Here is a 22,905-nt window from a genome sequence, read left to right as displayed (position 1 = left end):
CTCCTTGCTTCCGTTCTTCCAGCAGTCCTCAACCCCCCAGCTTCCGACCGGATACCGGCTGGAAACTGTTGAGCCTCCCTCTGCTGCTGCGATCAACCAGCTGCTGGCCTCCTGCCAAGAGAGCACCCATGCCGAAGATCTCTGGCCGCAGGCTCTCGCCCGCAGCCTCTGGCATCTGAGCATTCTCGAGGAATCCAGCGGTGAGCTTGTGGGCTTCGTGCGGGCCACCAGCGATCTCGCCCTCAACGCCAACCTCTGGAATCTCTCGGCTCGGCCTGGCCCGGACCAGGGGGTGTTGCTGACCGTGCTGGTGCACCGAGCCCTGCACATCCTCCGCAGGGATCTGCCTGGATGCAGCCTTTCGGTGTCCGCCTCATCGATGGCGATCGAGTCGCTTCAGTCGTGCGGTTTTGTGATCGACCCGAGTGGAATCCGAGCCATGGGCCTGAGGCTTCAATCACCTCAGACCTGATATGAACACGAGCATGGAGGGATTCGAACCCCCGACCCTCAGAACCGGAATCTGATGCTCTATCCAGCTGAGCTACATGCCCACTGAACGGCCTGAGCCGCAGCAGGAGAACGACCCGGAGGCCGCTCCATTCCAGGTACCTTACCCACAGATCGCTCCCGGACCCATCCGGCTCCACAAGCTCCATCTGCAGGGGTTCCGGAACCACACGGCGCTGCAGCTGGAGCTGAACCAGCCGCGGCTACTGGTGATCGGCCCGAACGGCATCGGCAAGTCCAATCTTCTGGAGGCGGTCGAACTGCTCGGGAGCCTGCGCTCCCATCGCTGCAGCAGTGACCGTGACCTGATCCAGTGGAACGCCTCGAGGGGAGTGCTGCGGGCGGAGGTGGGAGACGGTGATCGCTTGGAGTTGGAACTGCGGCGCAGCGGTGGACGCCTGGCCCGCCGCAACGGCAAGGTGCTCGACCGGCAGCTAGATCTGATCGGCCCCATGCGCTGCATCGGATTCAGTGCGCTCGATCTCGATCTGGTGCGGGGTGAACCGGCCCTGCGACGGCAATGGCTGGATCGGGTCGTGCTGCAGCTCGAACCCGTTTATGCGGAGCTGATCAGCCGTTACGGCCGTCTGCTGCGGCAGCGGAGCCAGCTCTGGCGCCAACGCAGCAACCGCGACAGGACAGGACTGGAGGCACTGCTGGATGCTTTCGACATTCAGATGGCGCTGGTGAGCACCCGCATTCACCGGCGCAGGCTGCGGGCCCTGCGGCGTCTGGAACCGATCGCCTGTCGCTGGCAGAGCCATCTCAGTGCCGGCAGCGAACAACTGCATCTCAGTTACCAGCCCGGCAGCCGACTGGACGAGGAGGAAGCAGAGGAACCCTGGCGCCTGTCGATCGAGGAGCAACTCCGGCAGCAGCGGGAGGAGGAGGAGCGGCTGGGCAGCTGCCGGGTCGGCCCCCACCGCGATGAAGTCGCGCTGCTGCTCGGCGACAGCCCCGCTCGTCGCTTCGGCTCAGCAGGACAGCAGCGATCGCTTGTGCTGGCCCTCAAACTGGCGGAGCTTGAGCTGGTCACCGATCTTTGCGGGGAACCCCCGCTTCTGCTGCTGGATGACGTCCTGGCGGAACTCGATCCCCAACGTCAGCGCCTTCTTCTGGAGGCGGTCGGCTGCCATCACCAGTGCCTGATCAGCGCCACGCACCTCGACGGCTTCGACGGAGGCTGGCGTCAGCAGGCTCAGATCGTCGGAGAAGAAGAGCTGAACAGCGAGGTTCACATCGGATAGTCTTGGCGACTCTTTTCTGAATTCCGCCTGATGGAGCAGACCCTGTCTGACCTGCATCCCAACCCGGGATGGACCGACACCAATGGCCAACCCACCGACATGGTCGGCAAACATTGCATTCTCGAGCTTTACGACTGCGACAAGAGTCGGCTCGACGATGAAGCATTCCTGAGAACCACCATCACAACCGCAGCGAAACGTGCTGGTGCAACCCTTCTCAATCTCATCACCCATCGATTCGAGCCGCAGGGTGTGACGGGCCTGGCCCTCCTGGCCGAATCCCATATCTCCATTCACACCTGGCCGGAGACCGGCTACGCCGCCGTCGATGTCTTTACCTGTGGTGACCACACCATGCCCGACCGGGCCTGCCAGGTGCTTCGCGAGAAATTACAGGCCGGCAGTCATGCGCTCAAGAGCTTCCTGCGAGAGACGCCATCCGCTGTTGCGACGGATCTGAGGACTCCCATCGGTCTCAACCGCTGACGGGAACCCTGTTGAGCTTGCCGCTCACCAACCCCTCAAGATCCAGGCTCACCGAGGTGAATCCCAGGTTCAGCAGCGTCGGCACGAGGCTCGCTTCATCAGCGAGCCTCAGCAGATCCTCAAGACGGTCCCTGGGCACTTCGATCCGTGCCACAAGTCCCTGACTGCGGACCCGCACGCGGGTAAACCCGTTCCTGATCAACCATGCTTCTGCATGCCCCACCCGACGCAACCGCTCGGCGGTGATGCTCTCTCCATAGGGGAATCGGGAGGCGAGGCAGGGCTGAGCCGGCTTGTCCCACCAGGGGAATCCAAGCGCGTGCGACAGACAACGGATGGCTGCCTTATCGATCCCCAGCTCCGCCAAGGGAGAACGCACCCCCGCTTCCTGAGCGGCCCTGATTCCGGGGCGATGGTCTGCCAGGTCATCGAGGTTCACCCCGTCCACCACCTGGGCAGAGCCCGCCGCCGCTGCAATCGGCTGCAGATGGGTGTGCAGTTCCCTTTTGCAGGCGAAGCAGCGATCCATCGGATTGCTGCTGTAAGCAGGGTCTTCCAGCTCCTGGGTCGCACACTCCCGATGCCGGATCCCGATCCAGCCGGCCTGCAACCGTGCCTCCTGCAGCAGATGGGGGGCCAGGGCCGGCGACACCCCGGTGACGGCAAAGGCCCGCTCGCCCAGCTGCTCATGGGCGATGGCAGCCACCAGCGTGCTGTCGACACCGCCGGAATAAGCCACGCAGAGCCCGGGTGATGGCGCCATCCAGGCGCGCAGCTGCTCCAGCAGGTCGGCCTCTCGGGTCGGTAACGGCTCCTGCGGACGGAACATCAGCTTCTCAACCCAGTCGATCTCGGTAGGCTCCAACCGTAAGAGCCGACTCCATGCCCCGAAGCATCGGGATCGTCACCGCCGCCGACAGCCGTGAACGCAGCCATGGTCAGCTGCACATCTACGACGGTGAGGGAAAGGGCAAGAGTCAGGCTGCCCTCGGCGTGGTGCTGCGGACCATCGGACTCGGGATCTGTGAACAGCGACGGACCCGCGTTCTGTTGCTGCGGTTTCTGAAGGGTCCCGGGCGTGCCTACGACGAAGACGCCGCCATCGAAGCTCTGCAGCAGGGTTTCCCCCATCTGATCGATCATCTGCGCACCGGACGCGCCGATCACTTCACGGCGGAAGAGGCCACGCGCTTCGACCGGGACGAAGCGGAACGCGGCTGGGTGATCGCCAAGGGGGCGATCGCCAGCGCGCTCTATTCCGTCGTGGTCCTCGATGAACTGAATCCTGTCCTGGACCTGGGACTGCTCGACATCGAGGACGTCGTGAGAACCCTCGGCAAGCGTCCCAGCGGCATGGAGGTGATCGTCACAGGACGGGCTGCACCCGCAGCGCTGATCCGTGGTGCGGACCTGCACTCCGAGATGCGGGCCCACCGTCGCCCGGGAATGGAGGACGATCGGGTGATCCCGCTGAACATGAGCAGCGGCATCGAGATCTACACAGGCGAAGGGAAGGGGAAATCCACCAGCGCCCTTGGCAAGGCCCTTCAGGCAATCGGACGCGGCATCAGCCAGGACAAGAGTCACCGGGTTCTGATCCTTCAGTGGCTGAAAGGCGGCACCGGATACACGGAGGACGCCGCCATCGCCGCCCTGCGCGAAAGCTATCCGCATCTGGTGGATCATCTGCGGTCCGGGCGGGACGCCATCGTCTGGCGCGGCCAGCAGGAGCCGATCGACTACATCGAAGCGGAGCGGGCCTGGGAGATCGCTCGTGCCGCCATCTCCAGCGGTCTCTACAAGACCGTCATCCTCGACGAACTGAATCCCACCGTGGATCTGGAACTGCTGCCCGTTGAGCCGATCGTGCAAACCCTGCTGCGCAAACCGGCCGAGACGGAGGTGATCATCACAGGACGATGCAAGAACCCGCCTGCTTACTTCGATCTGGCCAGTGTCCACTCCGAGATGGTGTGCCACAAGCACTACGCCGAGCAGGGGGTTGATCTGAAGCGCGGCGTCGACTACTGAGCCGAGTCAGTACCGGGCCATGGTGGGGTCCACCTGCTGGGCCCAGGCATCGATGCCGCCCTGGACGTTGCTCGCAGGAATTCCCTGCTGAGACAGAACCTCCACGGCCTGCGCGGAGCGCCCACCAAGCTTGCAGTGCACGAACACGCGGCAGCCGGCTGCGAGCGAACGCACCTGCTCCATGGCTTCACCGCTGAGAATCGTGGCGAGAGGAATCAGATGGCTGCCGGCGATGACAGCAACATCGGCTTCGGACTGATTGCGGACATCGATCAGCACCACATCCTCGGCGCCGGAATCAAGCAGCTCCTTGAGCGCGGTGACGCTGATGCTGTCCATGGAGGCAACCTCGCCGCGGCAGAACTGGCTGTAGTCAATCAGGCCCTTGACCGCCGGCCGGTCCGGATCCCTCTCCAGGCGCAGCTCCCGGAAACGCATCGACAATCCATCCACCACCAGCAAACGACCATCGAGCGGATCCCCGATTCCCGTGATCAACTTGATCGTCTCGGTCGCCTGAATCAGCCCCACCAGTCCAGGCAGCACTCCCATGACGCCGGCCTCCGCACAGGACGGCACTTCACCGGCAGGCGGAGGCTCCGGCAGCAGGTCCCGATAGTCAGGACGCCCCGGCCCACGGTTGAACACACTGACCTGGCCATCGAAGCGTTGGACGGAGCCGTAGACCAGCGGCTTGCCCAGCAGAACGCAGGCGTCATTGATGAGATACCGGGAGGGAAAGTTGTCCGTGCCATCGCAGACGACGTCGTACGGACGGATCAGCTCCAGGGCGTTGTCGATGGTCAGCATGACGTCGTGGACCTCGACCCGGCAGTGGGGATTGAGATCAGCGATGCGATGAGCCGCCGAGCGTGCTTTGGACCGACCGACCCAGGCACTGCCGTGAATCACCTGCCTCTGCAGATTTGAAACCTCCACCACATCGCCATCGACGATGCCGATCGTGCCGATTCCCGCTGCCGCCAGGTACAGCAGCAGCGGTGATCCAAGGCCGCCGCTGCCGACGCACAGCACCGACGCGCCCTTCAACCGTTCCTGCCCGGTCCTGCCGACCTCCGGCAGGATCAGATGCCTTGCGTAGCGCTGCTTCTCGTCCGCAGACAGCGCCGGATGCTCTTGGGGAGTGGTCATGGCGCTTCGGGGAGCCGATCACCGCAACGAGTGTCCCAGACCTCGATCTGAACCTCCCGCACCCGGCGATCGCCAGCCAGCCACCAACCCTTCAGATCGCCATCCCCGGAGAGGATCAGCACGAGAGACCCCGGAATGCCCCAGTGCCGATCACGGGGGGAAGGTTCCGCCGAACCCCTGGGATGGGAATGGGCCACCCCCAGCACCTGCTGACGGTGTTGCCTGGCCCAGCGCTGCGCCGCCAGCTGCTCCCGCGGATCCAGGGTGAAGCGCTGATCTCGAGCGGATCGCGGCAGCCAGACATTGCAGCAGGGCCAAACCTGTTCCAGACGCCAGAAACCGCGTTGTGAACAGCTTCCGATCAACAACGCACACCCCTCATCAGGTTCTGCGGCGGTCAGCGACCGACGGAGAATCGTGAGGCATCGATGATCGAAGCCCAGCATGGATGGCGAGATCGGGAACTCACCGATACGCTCTGCTGACGTTGTTGCGGATTCCGCCAATCCCATGAGTAACGCCGTCTCCGATCTGAAGGATGCCGTCACTGGCGAGACTCCGGTTGTGGACGCTGCCGCATCGGCATCCCCGGAGGACACCACCTCCTTCGCTGAGCGCTACAGCGAAGTGATCGGCAAGGTGAATGAAACCCTTGACAAGGTGGATTGGAACCAGATGGGTCGGATCGGCAAGATCGCCGGAATCTTCGCGGCCGTCATCGTTGCTCAGATCCTGATCAAGGGAATCCTCGACACGATCAATCTGCTGCCGATCGTTCCCGGTCTGCTGGAACTGCTCGGCCTCGTGGTGGTCGGACAGTGGAGCTGGAAGAACCTCACCACCAGTGACAAGCGCAATGCCCTGGTTCAGCGCATCCAGTCCCTGCGTCAGGAATACCTGGGCTGATCAGCTCAGAGCATCCAGCGGATCAGTCCCTGCAGGCTGGCTCTCGCCTGACTGACGTAGGACCCACCGAACAGATTCGCGTGGTTCAGCAGGTGATACAGGTTGTAGATCGCCACCCGGTCTGCTTCCCCTGAGCGGGGAGGCAGAACCGTCCGGTAGGCCTCCCGAAACTGCCTTGAAAACCCGCCGAACAGGCTGGTCATCGCCAGGTCGACTTCTCTGTCGGCCCACCAGGCCGCGGGGTCAAAGATCGCCCCACGACCATCTGAGAGAACCCCGGCATTTCCGCCCCAGAGATCGCCATGCACCAGAGCAGGCTCTGCCCCGTGGTCATCCAGCCGTGCTTCCAGCGCACTGAGAACCCTGTTCAGTTGGTCGGGTGGACATCCGCAATCCCCGAGCAGGGCCAGCTGGGGGCGTAACCGAAGGTCGACGAAGCACGCTCCCCAGCGCTCTCGCCAGCCTCCGGGCTGCGGCCCGGCACCGATGAAGCCGTCGCGATCCCAGCCGAAGCGTCCGGGGGAGACACGATCGGAATGCTGATGAAGCAGCGCGAGACCGCGACCGAGCTTCTGCTGATCGGATCCCTCCAGATCCATCCACGGCATCAGCAGAACAGCGCCACCGGAGATGGACGACACCGCCAAAGGCCGCGGCACCAGCAGCAGCGCCTCATCGGCATGGTCGTGCAGAGCTGCGAGTGCCTCGGCCTCGACCTCGAACAGAACGAGCGCATCAGCGGGGCCGCTCTTGGCGAAGAGACGGCGTCCATCGGCAAGCTGAAGGCGGCTGGCCTGGTGGATGCAGCCGCCCCCGACAGGTGTCACGGCCTCGACCGTGGCTCCTGCCAGCACCCCCCCGGGGGAGACCAGGCCCTGCAGCAGCTGCTCATTCATCCCCGACCGAAGCCAATGCTTGCCAGCATGGATCGGATCGCTTCCGCACCTTGGCCCCAGACGGAGTGATCGTCATCGGTGGAGGCATCGCCGGCCTGACGGCGGCATGCCTGCTGGCCCATGAGGGCGTGCCGGTGACCCTGCTGGAAGCCCATCACCAGACCGGAGGCTGTGCCGGAACGTTCCGGCGTGGACCATGGACCTTCGATGTCGGCGCCACCCAGGTGGCCGGGCTGGAACCCGGAGGGAGTCATGCCCGTCTGTTCCGGCATCTGAACCTGCCGCTGCCGGAGGCTGACATCCTCGATCCCGGGTGCGTGGTCGATCTCGCCGACGGCAGTCCGCCGATCCATCTCTGGCATGACCCGGAGCGCTGGCGGCTAGAGCGTCAGCAGCACTTCCCAGGAAGCGAGCGCTTCTGGGCTGTCTGCAACACGCTTCACCGCAGCAACTGGGCCTTCGCCGGCCGGGATCCTGTGGTGACACCCCGCAGCCTCTGGGACCTGGGTCAGCTCATTGCAGCCCTCCGACCTGCCACGCTCGCCTCCGGCCTGTTCACAGGCATGACGATCGCCGACCTGCTGGTGCTCTGCGGATGCGGCGAGGATCAGCGGCTGCGGCGGTTTCTGGATCTGCAGTTGAAGCTTTACTCCCAGGAGCCGGCGGACCGGACCGCCGTGCTTTACGGAGCGACGGTGCTGCAGATGGCGCAGGCTCCTCTGGGGCTTTTCCATCTGCGGGGATCGATGCAGGTGCTCAGCCATCACCTGGAGGAGGCGCTCGTCCGCGACGGCGGCAGGCTTCTGCTTCGCCATCGCGTCACGGGCCTGCAGCGACACGACGGAGGCTGGCAGGTGACGGTCAAAGCTCCGCAGCAGGGAACGTTGCGGCTGGAAGCACAGGATGTGATCTGCAGCCTGCCGCCCCAGTGCCTGCCGGATCTGATTCCGAAAGATCAGTGGCCAACCGGTTACGAAAGACGTCTGAAAGGCCTGCCAGAGCCGAGTGGTGCACTGGTGTTCTACGGCGCCGTCCGGCGCGAGGCGTTGCCGGACTCCTGCCCGGGACATCTGCAACGCGGTAGCAAGCATCCGGGTTCACTCTTCGTCTCGGTGAGCCGAGCGGGGGATGGACGTACCCCCGAAGGAGAGGCCACGGTGATCGCCAGTGTGTTCACCCCAACCGCCGACTGGTGTCTTCTGGCTGAACCCGCCTATCAGAAGCGAAAGCAGGAGGCGCTGCAGAGCATCCGCGGCGAACTGGAACGCTCGCTCCATCTCCGGCCGGACGTGTGGCTGCATGCCGAGCTGGCCACACCACGAGGCTTCGCCGGCTGGACAGGCCGTCCGCGCGGCATGGTTGGGGGACTGGGGCAGCACCCAAGCCGCTTCGGACCGTTCGGGCTGGCGGGACGCACTCCGATGCAGGGGCTCTGGCTCTGCGGAGACAGCTTGCATCCGGGGGAAGGAACGGCCGGAGTGAGCCTCTCGGCCCTGAATGCCAGCCGTCAGCTGCTGGCGGAACGCGGAAAGCGCCTGATCATCAGGGATTGACCTCGGGAGCCGCTTTCAGAAACTCCGGCCTGAGGGCCTGGGTGCGCTCGAGTTCCTGTCGCAGCTGCGGCCAGTTGTCCCGGAGCACAGCCTCTTCCAGTTGCTCAAGGCTCCATCGGTAGGCGGCCAGTCCCTTCAGAACCGCCTCCCGGTTGCTGGACGCCATCGCCACGCCGAGATCCGGGTTTCCACCGCCGACGCGGCTGGTGTCGGCAAATCCACTGGACGCCAGGGCGATCGCGAGCTGTCGAATCTCCGGGTCCCGTTCCTCTCCTACAGCCCGCAGCAGAGCCGCACTGACCAGCACGGGCAGATGGGAGATAAGAGCGACCGCCTGATCATGCTGAGCGGCACCGGAGGTCAGCCAGTGGCAGCCGAGATCTCGGGCGACAGCCTCGACCACCGCCAGCGCATCGGGATCGGTCTGAGCATCCGGCGTCGCGATCCAGGGTCTGCCTTGGAACAGACCGGCCAGGCCGGCCTCGACCCCGGCTGCCGCGGTCCCTGCCATCGGATGACTGGCCACGAAGCGTGGATGCCGGCCGTTCCAGGCCTCGAGCACAGGCTTCTTGACAGATCCGACGTCGGTGATCACGGCATCCCGCGGCAGAGCCTCCAGCAGGGCGGGATCCGGGTTCAGCAGCAGAGGAATCGGCAGAGCCAGGATCACCAGATCACAGCCGCGCAGGCAGGCAGGATCCGTGCTCACCGCCGACACCAGCCCGCGGGCCAGAGCACGCTCAGCCGTCGCCTGACGATGCACCAGACCCTGCACTCGCCAGCCGCGACTCTGCAAATCGAGGCCGAGCGATCCGCCGATCAGACCCAGACCGACCACACCCGCCTGTGCCGCCATCAACCCGTCCCTGTCCTGCGGTCATGTTGATCGATGGATTGCAATGCGCCGTGGCGGATGGAAACCCTGCGTAGGGTTCCCAGATGCTGGAAGCTCAGGCTCACCAACAACTCAAGACGCTGCTGCGCCGCGAGGAATCGGATTGGCCTCACCACCTGACCCTCAGTCGGTTGGTGGGCCGCAGCCTGCGCCGGCGGGACACCACGCTGCTGCGGCTCTCCTCAGGCACTGACCAACGCTGGTGGCTCGGCCTCCTCGTTCCTCTGTGTCTCGGATCCCACGACGCCGTGCTGGTGATCGATCACCAACAGCGCAGGCGGCTGCTGGAGATCGAGTTACCGCGTCTGAAAGATCAGGGCTTCCGCCTGCCCTGCTGGGAGGGAGACGATGCCCCTGATGGAGACCAGCTCTGGCTTCTGGATGAAGCAGGGCTGGTGCGCGCCCATCGGAACAACAGGCTGGGAACGCGTCAGCTGCTGCTGCCTCAGGTGGACCGTCTCAGCGACCGGCTCCGCAACAGCATGGCCATCCACATCGGTGTTGGGGACTGGGAAAGCCTGCGGCGGAGCCATCCCGCTGCAGACAGCGCACTGCTCGAGTGGCACAACCGTCTCAGCAGCCGACTGTTCCGCCAGGCCGCAGGGGCTGATGCACGGGTCCGCCTGCATGCCAGCGACACCCTGGCGCTGACCGACCTTCTGCGGACGATCGGTGCTTCGCCTGCGCCCTGGCCCTCCTTGCTGGCGATCGAGCAAAGCCGCTGGGCCAGCTGGGCGGAGTTGGATCACGGTCAGCTGCAGTGGCGGTGGTGTCTGGAGCCGCTGGAACCGCTGCAGCTGCTGGATGGCCTGCTGCGGGAGCGACCGGTGCTGATGCTCAGTGAAGCCGGCTCGACGGATCGACTGGACTCCGAGCTGGACGCTGCTGATGTTCGGCCTGATGTGACCGCCACGCTGCGGGATGCGGAGCTGATGGAGCCTCTGCCGGTGTACGCACCACGCCGTCAACCGCTGCCGAACACGGAGATCTATGCCCAGCATCTGCTCGAACAGAGCCGCAGATTGATTCTGGGGCGATCGGGCCTCAGCGTGGTTCTGCTCGATGACGCTGATCTGAGGCGCTGGCTCACCAGTGGTCTGGCCGGTGAATTCGGCAGTCGGGTGATGGAGGAGACGACCGCCCCGGAAACCAACGGTGTGATCAGTGCCCGCTGGTCCTGGTGGCTGGAGCACCGCGACCAGCTGCCTGAACCCGATCAGCTGATCGTGGCGCTGCTGCCGATCGCCAGCCTCCGCTGTCCGCTGACGGCGGCACGGGTGGAACGCATGAAACAACTGGGCGGTGACTGGTTCCGCACCCTGCTGCTTCCGGAGGCTCTGCGCCTGATCCCTCCGGCCATCGCTCCGCTGCGACGCGGCGGTGGCCGCCTGGCGGTGCTGGACGGAAGACTGCGCGGCCGTACCTGGGGAGAGCAGGTGCTGCGTTGCCTCGAACCCTGGACCCCTCTTCAACGGCTGCTGCCGGACTGAGTGGCACAGCCCGTCAGACCATCCTTAGGTTGAACGGAGGACATCGAACACCGCATGGGAGAAGCCCGCCGGCGCGCGGCCCAGGGACTGCCGCCCCGCGAACCGAAATCAACGCGAAAGAGCCCGGACACCTCTCCCAGGATCGTCCCGTGGCTGCCGCTGACCCAGAACCAGACCCGAAGCTTCGTGGCTGTCACCACGCGCGGCGCCTGGATCGGGATCGGAGCCATGGTGCTGTTCTGGATCACCGTGCGCTTCATCGGTCCCGCCGCGGGCTGGTGGAGCCTTGCGGACATGCCCTGAACGACTCTGCGTCAGCCACCCCTGATCGGGACCCACGATTCTGAAGAAAACCTTTAGCGTCGTCTCAGATAAGTCTGGGCATGTTTCCGCGTCTCGCTGAGCACTATCGCTCCGTCGTTCAGGATCTGGTCATGAGCCTGCAGGCCCTGGCCAACGGACTGAAGGACCACGGAATCACAGCCACCTGCTACTCCTGCGGCGATGGCAGGGATGGCCACGGAGCATCCTTTGTGGCGGACCTTGGGGATGGCCACATGGTGCGGTTTCTGGTCTCTGACTTCGGGATCAGCTGGGTGGAATCACGCAACGGTCGCGAGCTGGTGAAACTCGAAGGTGCTGAAGCGATTCAGGAGCTTCAGCGAATGAGCAATCTTCTCCACCAGGGGCATGGAAGCAGGGCCGGCAGCAGCCCGATGACCACCGCCGAACCGCTCTGATCGTCGGCCCCTGACGATTCAGGCCGCAGCCTCGGCGTCCTTCGCGTCAGCCTTGCGGTCCACTCCGGTGCGGGCTGCCGCAGCGATCGGGCGCATGGAATTGGCCGTGACCTCCGACCCCTCCGTCAGTTTCTGACGCACCAGTTGCTCCACGGTGATCGTGGTTTCAGGGTTCTGCTCCAGCCAGGTGATGGTGTTATCGCGGCCCTGGCCGATGTTGTCGCCTTCGTAGCTGTACCAGGCACCTTTGCGCACGACCACACCGGTTTCCTCCGCAAGGTCGAGCAGACAGCCCAGCGTGCTGATGCCGCGACCGAACAGGATGTCGAACTCGGCGATGCGGAAAGGAGGTGCCACCTTGTTCTTGGCCACTTTGACCTTGGCGCGGATGCCGTACTCCTCCGTGCCCCGCTTGAGGGTCTGAATGCGGCGGATATCGAGTCGCACCGAGGCATAGAACTTCAGCGCGTTGCCGCCCGTGGTGGTCTCGGGATTGCCGTAGGTGACGCCGATCTTCAAGCGCAGCTGGTTCAGGAAGATCACCGTGCAGCCGGACTTGCCGATGTTGCCGGTGATCTTCCGCATGGCCTGACTCATCAGACGGGCCTGGCTGCCGACGGCCAGATCTCCCATCTCGCCCTCGATCTCAGCCCGTGGAGTGAGAGCGGCGACCGAATCGACCACAACGATGTCGACAGCCGCGGAACGCACCAGCTGATCGACGATCTCCAGAGCCATCTCGCCGGTGTCGGGCTGGGAGACGAGCAGGTTCTCGATGTCCACCCCGAGGGAAGCGGCATAGACCGGATCAAGGGCGTGCTCAGCATCCACGAAGGCCGCCACACCACCGCGCTTCTGGACCTCGGCGATGGCGTGCAGGGTGAGCGTGGTCTTACCGGAACTCTCAGGCCCGTAGATCTCGACGACACGACCCTTGGGATAACCGCCACCGAGAGCAAGATCGAGAGTGAGCGCACCGGTGGAAATGGTTTCCACCCGCATGCGGGAGGCGTCGCCGAGACGCATGATCGACCCCTTGCCGAAGTTGCGCTCGATCTGACCGAGCACCAGGTTCAGCGCCTTGTCGCGCTCACCGGGACGGCCCTCCGGGGAACGGGCATCGGAGGCGGAGGATTTCATCTCTGCAGGCATGGAAACGACCTGAAGCTAAGGAACGAGAGATCCAATGCCACGGAAGCGCGGAATCGTCTCAAGTAGTACAGGCGTACGCTAACGGATCAGGGCCACTGCGCCAAGGGAGCCGCCAGATCTTCCGGCTGCAGCAGCTGAATGCCATCGGGAAGCCCCGTGCTGTCGGATGGCCTGAGATAGCCCCAGCTCACCAGCAGACAGACGAGCTGCTCCAGGCCTGGAGTGGCACGAACGGTCTCGAGGGTGGCACGACGATCCTCCAAAAAGGCTCGCAGAGGGCGCTCACGCTGGAGCCGCAGGAGAACCTCCGGCTTCGCGCCCGCCTCCCGGCCGTACAGACGCCATGGGTGCAGTCCCAGGTCATCAAGAAGTTCGGCTGTGAACGTCTCGCTCTTGGTCGTCAGCACCGCCCAGTCCACTCCCTCGTCAACCAGAGCCCGCAACCGCTCCACCACACCTGGGAAGGGTCTGTGGAGAGCCAGCCAGCCGGAGCGATCGCAGGTGACGGCATCTGCCCGCGCACGATCCAAAGCATCCTGCAGCTGGGGCACGCTCCAGCCCCTTCGCCGCAGCGCCTTCTCACGCTCGCCGGGGTAGTCCGCGATCCAGGCACCGGGGTCGAGGGCCTCCACTTCCGCAGCCTGAAGAACCATCTCCCAGCCGTGATGAACCCATGGCCGCAGCTGGCGGAATCGCTGAGGCACCTCTGAGGTCGGCGACTCGGACGGTCCGCCGGGAAGCAGCCGGCAGGCGCGACAGGCACTCCACCAGTATTCCTGCATTCCGTCGACGATGACTCCGTCGAAATCGAAGACGAGGAGAGGTCTGTCCGTCATGACAGAAAAACTGGGCCGCTAGGATTCGAACCTAGGAATGGCGAGACCAAAACCCGCTGCCTTACCACTTGGCGACGGCCCAACGATCCGGGCGATTCCGCATACGGACGCCGCTCCGGCTTCCCAATAGTTACACATAACAGGCTCACCTTCGTCAATCCTTGCCGCTGGTCACGACATACCTCGGAGGTGTCGTCAGGGGGGAAACACCCGAAGCCTGCAATGGTCAGCCTGACCGAACACATCGCTGCGCAGCCTGTAGCGACTGACGAGATCCGCCTGCATGCGGCGCACCCGTTCGCTGCGCGGCAGCAGTTCCACCGGGCGCCCCTCAGGCATCACCACCTGCTCCACAGCGAGCCGGCACTCCTCGAGACCTGCCAGCTCATCATCCTGTCCGCCAGGTGGCGTGACCGCCTCGGGCTCCTGCAGCACATCCCTGCGCAGGAGCAGTCGATCCAGAGCCCTCTCCACCTGAGGAAGACTGTCGGATTTGATCACCAGAATCGGCACCCTCAGGTCCCGGGCCTGGCGCCGCAGGCTGGGCTGTCGCCCGAGGCCCTGACGGATGCTGAGCACGACATCGGCTTCCGCGAGGTCCTCAACCACCCGCACTGGCCAGCGATGGCGTCGGCTCGCCTCATCCACCAGTCGGGACGTGATGCCACAGCAGATCACCTGGAGGTCCTCAGTGGCGACAGGACCGGTGTCCACCTCGGACGCATCGCTTGCCATCAGAGGCCCCGGGACAGAGCGCAACTCCGGGTTCGGCATCGGGACCGCCGCCAGCGCCGGGCGCCGATGCGGGCGATTCTCCTCCCGCACGTCGACCAGTCGCAGGGAGCCGTCAGAGGCGAGCTCCCGCATCTGAACGCGGGGCTGCTGCCCCCGGAGCAACTGATCGACTGTGGCCGCCACATCGGTGTGCACCGACCAGCGGTGGCGGCTGTGCATCTCCACCGCAACCGGGAAGGTGGGCTCGGCCGCCCGCTCCAGCACCGTCTTCTGACTGCGGCGTCGGCGGGCCTCGTCATCACCGAGGGTCACCGACTGAATCCCACCCACCAGATCGCTGAGGGTGGGGTTCTTGATCAGATTGGCGAGGGCATTGCCATGAGCGGTGGCCACGAGCATCACGCCCCGTTCAGCGATCGTTCGGGCCGCCTGTGCCTCAAGCTCCGTGCCGATCTCATCGATGACGATGACCTCGGGCATGTGGTTCTCGACAGCCTCGATCATCACCTGGTGCTGATGTTCCGGACGGGTCACCTGCATGCGGCGGGCCCGGCCGATGGCGGGGTGGGGAATGTCGCCGTCGCCGGCGATTTCGTTGCTGGTGTCGATGACGACGACACGCCTCTGCAGGTCATCAGCCAGCACTCTGGCGATCTCCCTGAGAGCGGTGGTCTTGCCCACACCCGGCCGTCCCATCAACAGAAGGGACTGGGCACTGTCGAGCAGGTCACGGACCATCCCCACCGTTCCGTAAACGGCGCGACCGACACGGCAGGTGAGGCCGACCACCTCTCCCTGACGGTTGCGAATGGCGCTGATGCGATGGAGTGTGCGTTCGATCCCAGCCCTGTTGTCGGCACCGAAGCGACCCAGCCTGGCCACCATCGCCTGCAGGTCCTCTTTGGTGAGACAGGCTTCGCCCAGCGCCAGGGCACGACCGGGATAGCGGGCTTCCGGAACCCGCCCGAGATCCAGCACCACCTCCAGCAGCTGTTCCCTGCGTTCGAGCGGCTGCAAGGCCTCGCGGACATCGTCCGGCAGACGTTCGAGCAACCGGTCCAGGTCGTCAGTGATCCGCTGAGTGGTCATGACGATGGATCATGACCGCCTTCTAGCAAGATCGCTCGCCGGCCGGGCGGCGGATCCAGGGCTGCACCAGGGCTTCTGCCTGATCCAGGGCCAGGCGTCGCCCCTCAGGCCACTCGCGCAGCGGCTCTCCACGGTCACGGGCCGCCTGCAGCAGGGGCAACAGCTGACTGCGGGCCATTCCGCCGAATGCGATTCCTGCCGGACGCTCTTGGATCCCGAGATGTCCGAGGGTTGCGGCATTGGTTCCCCCGGCCAGCTGGAGGGGTCCCGGAGGAGCGATCGGAATCATCTGGCGCCAGAGCTGGACGGCAGCACGCGCAGTCCCCGCACCGACATCACCACTCATCGGACGGCCATCAAGCTGCCAAAGGGGCAGAAACCGATGACGCCGGAGAGAGGCATGGCGCTGCCAGAGCTCACGGCTGAGATCGTCCGGGGTGAGACCGTGACCCTCCAGACCGCAGCTCACCGCCAGGCGCCGCAGGGAAACCCCGGCCGCGGAGAGGTGCGAGAGCAGAACGGAGAAGGCGTCTCCCCGGCCTGGTGCTGTGTGCACCTCCACGGCATCCGGGCGGATCTCCTTCAACAGATCCACCATCGCTTCGAGGCCGATCCGATGGTCATGCTCCTCGATCAGCCCCAGCGGACAGGCCGGCAGACAACGGCCGCAGCCGTAGCAACGCCCGGCCGCGATGCCCCCGGAGCTTGAGATCGCTTCCGCGGGGCAGACCCTCTGGCAGGGACGGCTGCAATCCTCCGGACAGCGCCGCGGATCGAACCAGGCCTTGCGGAAGTGGGCATCGGACCCATCGCTGAGGCTGACCATCAGCCAGGGACTGTTGGCCGACCGCCCCTGAAGCCAATCGAGACCCTGACGAGCCGCCCTGACCACCGCTGGATCAGCGGCGACATCAATGCAGTGCACCCCCGCGAGACCGTAGATCGCGCAGAGATCGGCGATGGCCGGCAGATCCTGATTGCTGGCTCCGCAGATGAGCTTGACCCAGCGGCCCTCGGCCAGGGCCCGCTCGGGACTCAGCTGCCGAGAAGCTCGCGCATCGGCTGCCATCGCAGACTCCTGGCTCCTCCCATCTCCACCACGATGCGCAGTCGCGGCTCGCGGCGGCAGAGATCACAGAGAGACAGCAGCTCCGAACGGGAGAGCACCTGGCCCTCCAGCAGCCAGAGAGCGACCTGTTCATCACCGTCAAGCAGATCACCCAGCTGAGGCACCACTTCTTGAACCTCGCCGACGGCGGCACCTCGGCCGACGCTGTGATGGCCGAGATGAGGAGGACGGATGCCGTGCTTCTGAGTCAGGAAAACCTCCGGATCCCCCAGACCCCGTGCCGAGGTGAGGCGGGTTCGGTAGCCGGCGCCGCGCAGACGACGGAGCAGGCGGGTTTCGGCACCACCCTCGAGAGGGGCGTGAACCGCAAGACATCCGCTGGCTTCGAGGTCACGGCGAAATCCCCGACCGGTGAGAAGCAGGGGCATGGCTGGTCGATGTCTGAAAGGGAGTCTGGCAGGAGGGGGAGAGTTCAGGGAAGGCAGGGAGGCAGTGATGTATGTTTCTTGTTTGTTCTGCATTTCTGTGCCCGTCCGCTAGCCGGGCCTCCAGGACGCGGAACGGATTCGGCGATAGCGCCGGATCTCCAGGCCAGTGCGGTCACCCACATCGCGTGAGGACCGCCGGGAAACTGCCCACCCGCTTCGGCGGATCGACAAGTCCCAGCCTCGCTGAAACCGATCGCTAGCTCCATTCGGATCCACGCATTCCCCGGAGTGCTGCGCGATCCGAACCACGACTGCGTCACGTTGATCAGCACGTCAAGCCCCGACCGGTTCGCCGGGCGGTGGCTGTTCCCGCTGGCGTTTTTTCCCTCCCATGTCCATCGGCATTCTCGGGAAGAAGCTGGGTATGTCCCAGTTCTTCGACGAGCAGGGCAGAGCGGTCCCCGTCACCTTGATCGAGGCCGGTCCCTGCCGCATCACACAACTCAAGAGCGATGACACCGACGGCTATGCCGCGGTGCAGATCGGCTTCGGCGAAACCCGCGAGAAGCTGATCAACAAGCCCTCCAAGGGTCACCTCAGCAAATCCGGCGACGACCTGCTTCGTCATCTGCGCGAATACCGCGTGGATGCCGTTGACGGCCTGGAGCTGGGTGGATCCATCACGGTCAGCGATTTCGAAGCTGGCCAAAAAGTGGATGTCAGCGGTGACACGATCGGTCGCGGTTTCTCCGGTTTTCAGAAGCGCCACGGTTTCAGCCGCGGCCCGATGACCCACGGTTCCAAGAACCATCGGGAACCGGGTTCCATCGGACCCGGAACCACGCCAGGACGCATCTATCCGGGCAAGAAGATGGCCGGTCGCTACGGCGGCAAGAAGATCACCACCCGCGGCCTCACCATCCTCAAGGTGGACAGCGACCGCAACCTGCTGGTGGTCAAGGGCTCCGTACCGGGCAAACCCGGCGCTCTGCTCAACATCCGACCCGCGGTGCGGGTGGGTGCCAAGCCCGCCAACGGAGGTAAGAAGTGATGGCTGATTGTGTCGTTCGCGACTGGCAGGGCAAGGAAGCCGGAAAGGCGACCCTGGACCTGAAGGTGGCCAAGGAGACCACCGCCGTCGATCTGATGCATCGGGCTGTGCTGCGACAGCAGGCCCATCTCCGCCAGGGCACCGCCAGCACCCTGACCCGCTCCGAGGTGCGTGGTGGTGGCCGGAAGCCTTACAAGCAGAAAGGAACAGGTCGGGCACGACAGGGCTCGATCCGCACCCCACTGCGTCCTGGTGGCGGCATCATCTTCGGACCGAAGCCGCGCACCTACAACCTGGCGATGAACCGCAAGGAACGTCGCCTGGCCCTGCGGACCGCGCTGATGTCCCGCATCGAGGACATGACGGTGGTCAAGGACTTCGGAGCTTCTCTGGAGGCCCCCAAGACCAGAGAGATCATCGACGCCCTCTCCCGTCTCGGCATCGCAGCTGACGCCAAGGTGCTGATCGTGCTGACCACGCCGGCCGATGTGGTCCGACGCTCGGTGCGCAACCTCGAGAAGGTGAAGCTGATCGCCGCGGACCAGCTCAACGTCTTCGATCTGCTCCACGCCAACGCACTGGTGCTGGGTGAGGACGCTCTCGCAACCATCCAGGAGGTCTACGGCGATGACTGAGCGTTTCCAGGGCCGCCTGGCGGATGTCATCCGCAGGCCGCTGATCACCGAAAAGGCGACCCGTGCCCTCGAGTTCAACCAGTACACCTTCGAGGTGGACCACCGCGCCGCGAAGCCCGACATCAAGGCTGCCGTCGAGCAGCTCTTCGATGTGAAGGTCACCGGCATCAGCACCATGAACCCTCCCCGGCGGAGCCGTCGGATGGGTCGCTTCGCCGGGAAGCGTTCCCAGGTGAAGAAAGCCGTGGTGCGCCTGGCGGAGGGCAACTCGATCCAACTCTTCCCTGAGTCCTGAGGGGTCTGAAACGTCATGGCAATCCGTAACTTCCGCCCTTACACCCCCGGCACCCGCACCAGGGTGGTCACCGACTTCAGTGAGATCACCGGCCGCAAGCCGGAACGGTCCCTGGTGGTGTCCAAGCACCGTCGCAAGGGCCGCAACAACCGCGGTGTGATCACCTGCCGCCATCGCGGTGGCGGGCACAAGCGTCTCTACCGCGTTGTCGATTTCCGCCGCAACAAACACGGCGTGACCGCCAAGGTGGCTGCGATTCACTACGACCCGCACCGCAACGCCCGTCTGGCACTGCTCTTCTACGCCGACGGCGAGAAGCGCTACATCCTGGCTCCCGCCGGAGTTCAGGTGGGCCAGACCGTGGTCTCCGGTCCTGATGTTCCGATCGAGATCGGTAACGCCATGCCGCTTTCCGCGGTGCCGCTGGGCTCCAGCGTGCACTGTGTCGAGCTCTATGCCGGCCGCGGTGGTCAGATGGTCCGGACCGCAGGGGCCAGCGCCCAGGTGATGGCGAAGGAGGGCGATTATGTCGCCCTCAAGCTGCCCTCCACCGAGGTCCGCCTGATCCGCCGGGAGTGCTACGCCACGCTCGGCGAGGTGGGCAATTCCGAGGTCCGCAACACCAGCCTCGGCAAAGCCGGCCGACGTCGCTGGCTGGGGCGTCGACCCCAGGTGCGGGGCAGTGTGATGAACCCCTGCGACCACCCTCACGGTGGTGGTGAGGGCCGGGCACCGATCGGCCGATCCGGCCCGGTGACCCCCTGGGGCAAACCCGCCCTCGGTCTCAAGACCCGCAAGCGGAACAAGCCCAGCAACCGATACGTGCTCCGGAAACGTCGCAAGACGTCCAAGCGGAGCCGTGGCGGACGCGATTCCTGATGCCAACCATCGTTTTGCCGCTTGCTTAAACCGCTATGGGACGTTCACTCAAAAAAGGCCCGTTCATCGCTGACAGCCTGCTTCGCAAGGTTGAAAAGCAGAACGACAACGACGACAAGTCCGTGATCAAGACCTGGTCACGGGCCTCCACGATCCTGCCGATGATGATCGGTCACACCATTGCCGTTCACAACGGCAAGAGTCACGTGCCCGTCTTCATCACCGAGCAGATGGTGGGGCACAAGCTGGGGGAGTTCGCTCCCACCCGCACCTTCAAGGGCCACATCAAAGACAAAAAAGGAGGCCGCTGACGCCATGACCACGTCAACCCCCACGGCCCCCATCGCCCAGGCGCACGGCCGCTTCATCCGAGGCTCCGTGTCGAAGGTGCGCCGTGTGCTCGATCAGATCCGGGGTCGCACCTACCGCGACGCGCTGATCATGCTCGAGTTCATGCCGTATCGCTCCACCGGACCCATCACCAAGGTGCTGAGGTCCGCTGTGGCGAACGCGGAGCACAACCTGGGTCTTGATCCGGCTTCGCTGGTGATCTCCAGCGCAAGTGCTGACATGGGCCCTTCCATGAAGCGCTACCGGCCCCGGGCCCAGGGTCGCGCTTATCAGATCAAGAAGCAGACCTGCCACATCAGCATCGCTGTGGCAGCTCAGACCGATTCCTGACCCCCGAGGACTCTGACCCAATGGGACACAAAATCAACCCAACCGGTCTGCGCCTGGGGATCACCCAGGAACACCGGTCCCGCTGGTACGCCCCCAGCAAGAGCTATCCGGCCCTCCTCCAGGAGGACGATCGGATCCGCAAGTTCATCCACAAGAAGTACGGCTCAGCCGGCATCAGTGATGTGCTGATCGCCCGCAAGGCCGACCAACTCGAGGTCGAGCTCAAGACCGCTCGCCCCGGCGTCCTCGTCGGTCGCCAGGGCAGCGGCATCGAGGACCTGCGCTCCGGCATCCAGAAGACGGTCGGGGATCAGAGCCGCCAGGTTCGGATCAACGTCGTCGAAGTGGAGCGCGTGGACGGCGATGCCTTCCTGCTGGCTGAGTACATCGCCCAGCAGCTGGAGAAGCGGGTCGCCTTCCGGCGCACCATCCGCATGGCTGTCCAGCGCGCTCAGCGCGCTGGCGTCCTCGGCCTGAAGATCCAGGTGTCCGGTCGCCTCAACGGCGCCGAGATCGCCCGGACCGAATGGACCCGCGAGGGTCGTGTCCCCCTGCACACGCTGCGGGCGGACATCGACTACGCCACCAAGGTTGCCAGCACCACCTACGGGGTGCTGGGAATCAAGGTGTGGGTGTTCAAAGGGGAGGTGCTGGGCGATGAAGCCCCGCAAATCCCGGTGGGTGCCACCCCCCGCCGCAGGGCCAGCCGTCGGCCCCAACAGTTCGAAGACCGCTCCAACGAGGGGTGAACAGGAGGCCTGAACCATGCTGAGTCCAAAACGCGTCAAATTCCGGAAAATGCAGCGAGGCCGCATGCGCGGCGTCGCTACCCGGGGCAACACCATCGCCTTCGGTGAATTCGCACTGCAGGCACAGGAATGCGGCTGGATCACCTCGCGCCAGATCGAGGCCAGCCGTCGCGCCATGACCCGCTACGTCAAGCGGGGCGGGAAGATCTGGATCCGGATCTTCCCGGACAAGTCGATCACGATGCGCGCTGCCGAGACCCGGATGGGTTCCGGTAAGGGCAACCCGGAATTCTGGGTGGCCGTGATCAAGCCAGGGCGGATCCTGTTCGAGATGGGCGGTGCCGAAATCACCCCCGAGATCGCACGGGCTGCCATGCGCCTTGCCCAGTACAAGCTGCCCGTGAAGACCAAGTTCATCTCTCTGGATGAACCGAAGGAGCAACCGGCTGCGGAAGCACCGGCTGCTGCTGAAGCAGTCACCGTGGAGTCCTGACCATGGCCCGTCCCAACGCCGCTGAGGTCCGCCAGCTGTCCGATGCGGACATCACTGAACAGATCGACGGTCTGCGCCGCGAACTGTTTCAGCTCCGCTTCCAGCAGGCCACCCGCCAACTGGCCAACACGCACCGTTTCAAGGAGGTCCGCATCAAGCTGGCCCAGCTTCTGACGGTGCAATCGGAGCGTCAGCGCTCCGCCGCATCCTGATCCCCCCCCTCTGTACCCATGGCAGTCAAGGAAAGGGTCGGCACCGTCGTCAGCGACAAGATGGAAAAAACGGTGGTGGTGGCGGTGGAAAGCCGCTTCCCACACCCCATCTATCAAAAGACGGTCAGCCGCACCACCCGTTACAAGGCGCACGACGAAGACAACACCTGTCGCGTTGGAGACCGCGTCCGCATCACCGAGACCCGTCCGATGAGCCGGCACAAGCGCTGGACCATCGCCGAGGTTCTCAGTCACAGCCCCAAGGCTGACAAGTCGGACAAGGCTGCGACCCCTGAGGCCGAGGCCCCACCCGCTGAGGAGGTGACCCCGTGATCCAGCAGGAAACCTTCCTCACCGTCGCTGACAACAGCGGCGCCAAGCGCATCCAGTGCATCCGTGTGCTGGGAACCAACCGTCGCTACGCCCATGTCGGCGATGTGATCGTCGCCGCCGTCAAAGATGCGATGCCCAACATGGGTGTCAAGAAATCCGATGTGGTGAAGGCCGTGGTGGTGCGCACCAAGGCCACACTCCGCCGCGATACCGGCAACTCCATCCGGTTCGACGACAACGCTGCGGTGATCATCAACGATGACAAAAACCCGAAGGGCACCCGCGTCTTCGGACCGGTGGCCCGTGAACTGCGCGATCGCAGCTTCACCAAAATCGTGTCCCTCGCTCCGGAGGTGATCTGA

Annotated in this window: 30 protein-coding genes and 2 tRNA genes; 20 read left to right on the top strand and 12 right to left on the bottom strand. The window is 64.7% G+C overall.

Annotation, left to right across the window (positions count from 1 at the left end; all coding sequences use genetic code 11):
• Positions 1–4: 4 nt before the first annotated feature.
• Entirely contained in the window at positions 5–472 is a 468-nt protein-coding gene (locus SynA15127_RS02180) for an N-acetyltransferase (protein ID WP_186484827.1), read from the top strand.
• Positions 473–480: 8 nt separating this feature from the next.
• Here SynA15127_RS02180 and SynA15127_RS02175 read toward each other — a convergent pair.
• Positions 481–554 (bottom strand) — tRNA-Arg (locus tag SynA15127_RS02175).
• A 105-nt stretch (positions 555–659) separates the two neighbouring features.
• Here SynA15127_RS02175 and recF point away from each other — a divergent pair.
• Together recF and speD are read left to right on the top strand one after the other, a co-directional pair.
• Positions 660–1,757 (top strand): DNA replication/repair protein RecF, encoded by a 1,098-nt coding sequence (gene recF / locus SynA15127_RS02170; protein ID WP_255475626.1) that lies wholly within the window; start codon positions 660–662, stop codon positions 1,755–1,757.
• A gap of 30 nt (positions 1,758–1,787) precedes the next feature.
• Entirely contained in the window at positions 1,788–2,243 is a 456-nt protein-coding gene (speD, locus tag SynA15127_RS02165) for an adenosylmethionine decarboxylase (protein WP_043694966.1), read from the top strand.
• Here speD and larE read toward each other — a convergent pair.
• Positions 2,233–3,072: an ATP-dependent sacrificial sulfur transferase LarE gene (gene larE / locus SynA15127_RS02160; protein ID WP_186485529.1), complete on the bottom strand. Its 840-nt coding sequence runs from the start codon at positions 3,070–3,072 to the stop codon at positions 2,233–2,235. The two genes, speD and larE, sit on opposite strands and share 11 nt — an antisense overlap.
• A 53-nt stretch (positions 3,073–3,125) precedes the next feature.
• Here larE and SynA15127_RS02155 point away from each other — a divergent pair, with 53 nt between their 5' ends.
• Positions 3,126–4,274 carry a cob(I)yrinic acid a,c-diamide adenosyltransferase gene (locus tag SynA15127_RS02155; RefSeq protein ID WP_186484825.1) on the top strand — a complete coding sequence of 383 codons (1,149 nt, stop codon included), beginning with the start codon at positions 3,126–3,128 and terminating at the stop codon, positions 4,272–4,274.
• Between the two features lie 6 nt (positions 4,275–4,280).
• Here the strand turns inward: SynA15127_RS02155 and moeB are convergent, their stop codons facing one another.
• A complete protein-coding gene (gene moeB, locus SynA15127_RS02150; protein ID WP_186484824.1) occupies positions 4,281–5,426 on the bottom strand; it encodes a molybdopterin-synthase adenylyltransferase MoeB in 1,146 nt (381 codons plus the stop codon).
• Positions 5,423–5,872: a M67 family metallopeptidase gene (locus tag SynA15127_RS02145; RefSeq protein ID WP_255475542.1), complete on the bottom strand. Its 450-nt coding sequence runs from the start codon at positions 5,870–5,872 to the stop codon at positions 5,423–5,425. The genes moeB and SynA15127_RS02145 overlap by 4 nt, the downstream gene beginning before the upstream one ends.
• A gap of 64 nt (positions 5,873–5,936) precedes the next feature.
• Between SynA15127_RS02145 and SynA15127_RS02140 the strand changes: the two genes are divergently transcribed.
• On the top strand, positions 5,937–6,332 hold the full coding sequence (locus SynA15127_RS02140) for a CAAD domain-containing protein (protein ID WP_043697308.1): 396 nt from the start codon (positions 5,937–5,939) through the stop codon (positions 6,330–6,332).
• A 5-nt stretch (positions 6,333–6,337) separates the two neighbouring features.
• Here the strand turns inward: SynA15127_RS02140 and SynA15127_RS02135 are convergent, their stop codons facing one another.
• A complete protein-coding gene (locus SynA15127_RS02135) occupies positions 6,338–7,228 on the bottom strand; it encodes a fructosamine kinase family protein (protein ID WP_186484822.1) in 891 nt (296 codons plus the stop codon).
• A 50-nt stretch (positions 7,229–7,278) separates the two neighbouring features.
• On the opposite strand from SynA15127_RS02135, the gene crtD reads away from it, so the two are divergent.
• Complete coding sequence (gene crtD / locus SynA15127_RS02130; RefSeq protein ID WP_186484821.1) at positions 7,279–8,781, top strand: C-3',4' desaturase CrtD; 1,503 nt, start codon at positions 7,279–7,281, stop codon at positions 8,779–8,781.
• On the opposite strand, the gene SynA15127_RS02125 is transcribed toward crtD, so the two are convergent.
• Positions 8,771–9,637 carry a prephenate/arogenate dehydrogenase gene (locus SynA15127_RS02125; RefSeq protein ID WP_186484820.1) on the bottom strand — a complete coding sequence of 289 codons (867 nt, stop codon included), beginning with the start codon at positions 9,635–9,637 and terminating at the stop codon, positions 8,771–8,773. The two genes, crtD and SynA15127_RS02125, sit on opposite strands and share 11 nt — an antisense overlap.
• An 83-nt stretch (positions 9,638–9,720) precedes the next feature.
• On the opposite strand from SynA15127_RS02125, the gene SynA15127_RS02120 reads away from it, so the two are divergent.
• The 3 genes from SynA15127_RS02120 (at position 9,721) to SynA15127_RS02110 (ending at position 11,906) form a co-directional block, all read left to right on the top strand.
• A complete protein-coding gene (locus SynA15127_RS02120) occupies positions 9,721–11,166 on the top strand; it encodes a helicase (protein WP_186484819.1) in 1,446 nt (481 codons plus the stop codon).
• 54 nt (positions 11,167–11,220) lie between these two features.
• Positions 11,221–11,469, top strand: a complete 249-nt coding sequence (locus tag SynA15127_RS02115) for a DUF2839 domain-containing protein (RefSeq protein WP_186484818.1) — start codon at positions 11,221–11,223, stop codon at positions 11,467–11,469.
• A gap of 80 nt (positions 11,470–11,549) precedes the next feature.
• Positions 11,550–11,906 carry a DUF1815 family protein gene (locus SynA15127_RS02110; protein ID WP_186484817.1) on the top strand — a complete coding sequence of 119 codons (357 nt, stop codon included), beginning with the start codon at positions 11,550–11,552 and terminating at the stop codon, positions 11,904–11,906.
• 18 nt (positions 11,907–11,924) lie between these two features.
• Here SynA15127_RS02110 and recA read toward each other — a convergent pair whose 3' ends face one another.
• The 6 genes from recA to SynA15127_RS02080 all read right to left on the bottom strand — a co-directional run bounded on the left by recA (position 11,925) and on the right by SynA15127_RS02080 (position 17,215).
• Positions 11,925–13,058 carry a recombinase RecA gene (gene recA, locus SynA15127_RS02105; protein WP_043694940.1) on the bottom strand — a complete coding sequence of 378 codons (1,134 nt, stop codon included), beginning with the start codon at positions 13,056–13,058 and terminating at the stop codon, positions 11,925–11,927.
• Between the two features lie 86 nt (positions 13,059–13,144).
• Complete coding sequence (locus tag SynA15127_RS02100) at positions 13,145–13,894, bottom strand: HAD family hydrolase (protein WP_186484816.1); 750 nt, start codon at positions 13,892–13,894, stop codon at positions 13,145–13,147.
• 10 nt (positions 13,895–13,904) lie between these two features.
• Positions 13,905–13,976: transfer RNA gene (locus SynA15127_RS02095), tRNA-Gln, on the bottom strand.
• Positions 13,977–14,089: 113 nt separating this feature from the next.
• Positions 14,090–15,718 (bottom strand): AAA family ATPase, encoded by a 1,629-nt coding sequence (locus tag SynA15127_RS02090; RefSeq protein WP_186484815.1) that lies wholly within the window; start codon positions 15,716–15,718, stop codon positions 14,090–14,092.
• Positions 15,719–15,740: 22 nt separating this feature from the next.
• Complete coding sequence (locus SynA15127_RS02085; protein ID WP_186484814.1) at positions 15,741–16,787, bottom strand: LdpA C-terminal domain-containing domain; 1,047 nt, start codon at positions 16,785–16,787, stop codon at positions 15,741–15,743.
• On the bottom strand, positions 16,754–17,215 hold the full coding sequence (locus tag SynA15127_RS02080; RefSeq protein WP_186484813.1) for an NAD(P)H-quinone oxidoreductase subunit N: 462 nt from the start codon (positions 17,213–17,215) through the stop codon (positions 16,754–16,756). Before SynA15127_RS02080 ends, SynA15127_RS02085 begins: the two co-directional genes overlap by 34 nt.
• Before the next feature lie 391 nt (positions 17,216–17,606).
• On the opposite strand from SynA15127_RS02080, the gene rplC reads away from it, so the two are divergent.
• The 11 genes from rplC to rplN are packed head-to-tail and all read left to right on the top strand — an operon-like array spanning position 17,607 to position 22,905.
• Positions 17,607–18,266 carry a 50S ribosomal protein L3 gene (rplC, locus tag SynA15127_RS02075; RefSeq protein WP_043694922.1) on the top strand — a complete coding sequence of 220 codons (660 nt, stop codon included), beginning with the start codon at positions 17,607–17,609 and terminating at the stop codon, positions 18,264–18,266.
• On the top strand, positions 18,266–18,901 hold the full coding sequence (gene rplD / locus SynA15127_RS02070; RefSeq protein WP_186484812.1) for a 50S ribosomal protein L4: 636 nt from the start codon (positions 18,266–18,268) through the stop codon (positions 18,899–18,901). The genes rplC and rplD overlap by 1 nt, the downstream gene beginning before the upstream one ends.
• Positions 18,894–19,196, top strand: a complete 303-nt coding sequence (locus SynA15127_RS02065; RefSeq protein ID WP_043694916.1) for a 50S ribosomal protein L23 — start codon at positions 18,894–18,896, stop codon at positions 19,194–19,196. The genes rplD and SynA15127_RS02065 overlap by 8 nt, the downstream gene beginning before the upstream one ends.
• Positions 19,197–19,211: 15 nt before the next feature.
• Positions 19,212–20,075, top strand: coding sequence for a 50S ribosomal protein L2 (gene rplB, locus SynA15127_RS02060; protein ID WP_186484811.1), 864 nt, complete (start codon positions 19,212–19,214; stop codon positions 20,073–20,075).
• 35 nt (positions 20,076–20,110) lie between these two features.
• Positions 20,111–20,386 carry a 30S ribosomal protein S19 gene (rpsS, locus tag SynA15127_RS02055; protein ID WP_186484810.1) on the top strand — a complete coding sequence of 92 codons (276 nt, stop codon included), beginning with the start codon at positions 20,111–20,113 and terminating at the stop codon, positions 20,384–20,386.
• Positions 20,387–20,390: 4 nt separating this feature from the next.
• Positions 20,391–20,756: a 50S ribosomal protein L22 gene (gene rplV / locus SynA15127_RS02050; RefSeq protein WP_043694911.1), complete on the top strand. Its 366-nt coding sequence runs from the start codon at positions 20,391–20,393 to the stop codon at positions 20,754–20,756.
• Between the two features lie 20 nt (positions 20,757–20,776).
• Entirely contained in the window at positions 20,777–21,505 is a 729-nt protein-coding gene (gene rpsC, locus SynA15127_RS02045) for a 30S ribosomal protein S3 (RefSeq protein WP_043694909.1), read from the top strand.
• 16 nt (positions 21,506–21,521) lie between these two features.
• Complete coding sequence (gene rplP, locus SynA15127_RS02040; protein WP_043694907.1) at positions 21,522–21,998, top strand: 50S ribosomal protein L16; 477 nt, start codon at positions 21,522–21,524, stop codon at positions 21,996–21,998.
• Between the two features lie 2 nt (positions 21,999–22,000).
• Complete coding sequence (rpmC, locus tag SynA15127_RS02035) at positions 22,001–22,210, top strand: 50S ribosomal protein L29 (protein WP_043694903.1); 210 nt, start codon at positions 22,001–22,003, stop codon at positions 22,208–22,210.
• Between the two features lie 18 nt (positions 22,211–22,228).
• The gene (rpsQ, locus tag SynA15127_RS02030; RefSeq protein WP_186484809.1) at positions 22,229–22,543 is read left to right on the top strand and encodes a 30S ribosomal protein S17; all 315 of its coding nucleotides are present in this window, start codon (positions 22,229–22,231) and stop codon (positions 22,541–22,543) included.
• Complete coding sequence (rplN, locus tag SynA15127_RS02025; RefSeq protein WP_043694897.1) at positions 22,540–22,905, top strand: 50S ribosomal protein L14; 366 nt, start codon at positions 22,540–22,542, stop codon at positions 22,903–22,905. The genes rpsQ and rplN overlap by 4 nt, the downstream gene beginning before the upstream one ends.

The sequence above is a fragment of the Synechococcus sp. A15-127 genome (assembly GCF_014280215.1).
Lineage (GTDB): Bacteria > Cyanobacteriota > Cyanobacteriia > PCC-6307 > Cyanobiaceae > Parasynechococcus.
The sequence above is the reverse complement of the archived record's forward strand: the minus strand, read 5'-3'. Positions and strand labels throughout refer to the sequence as shown.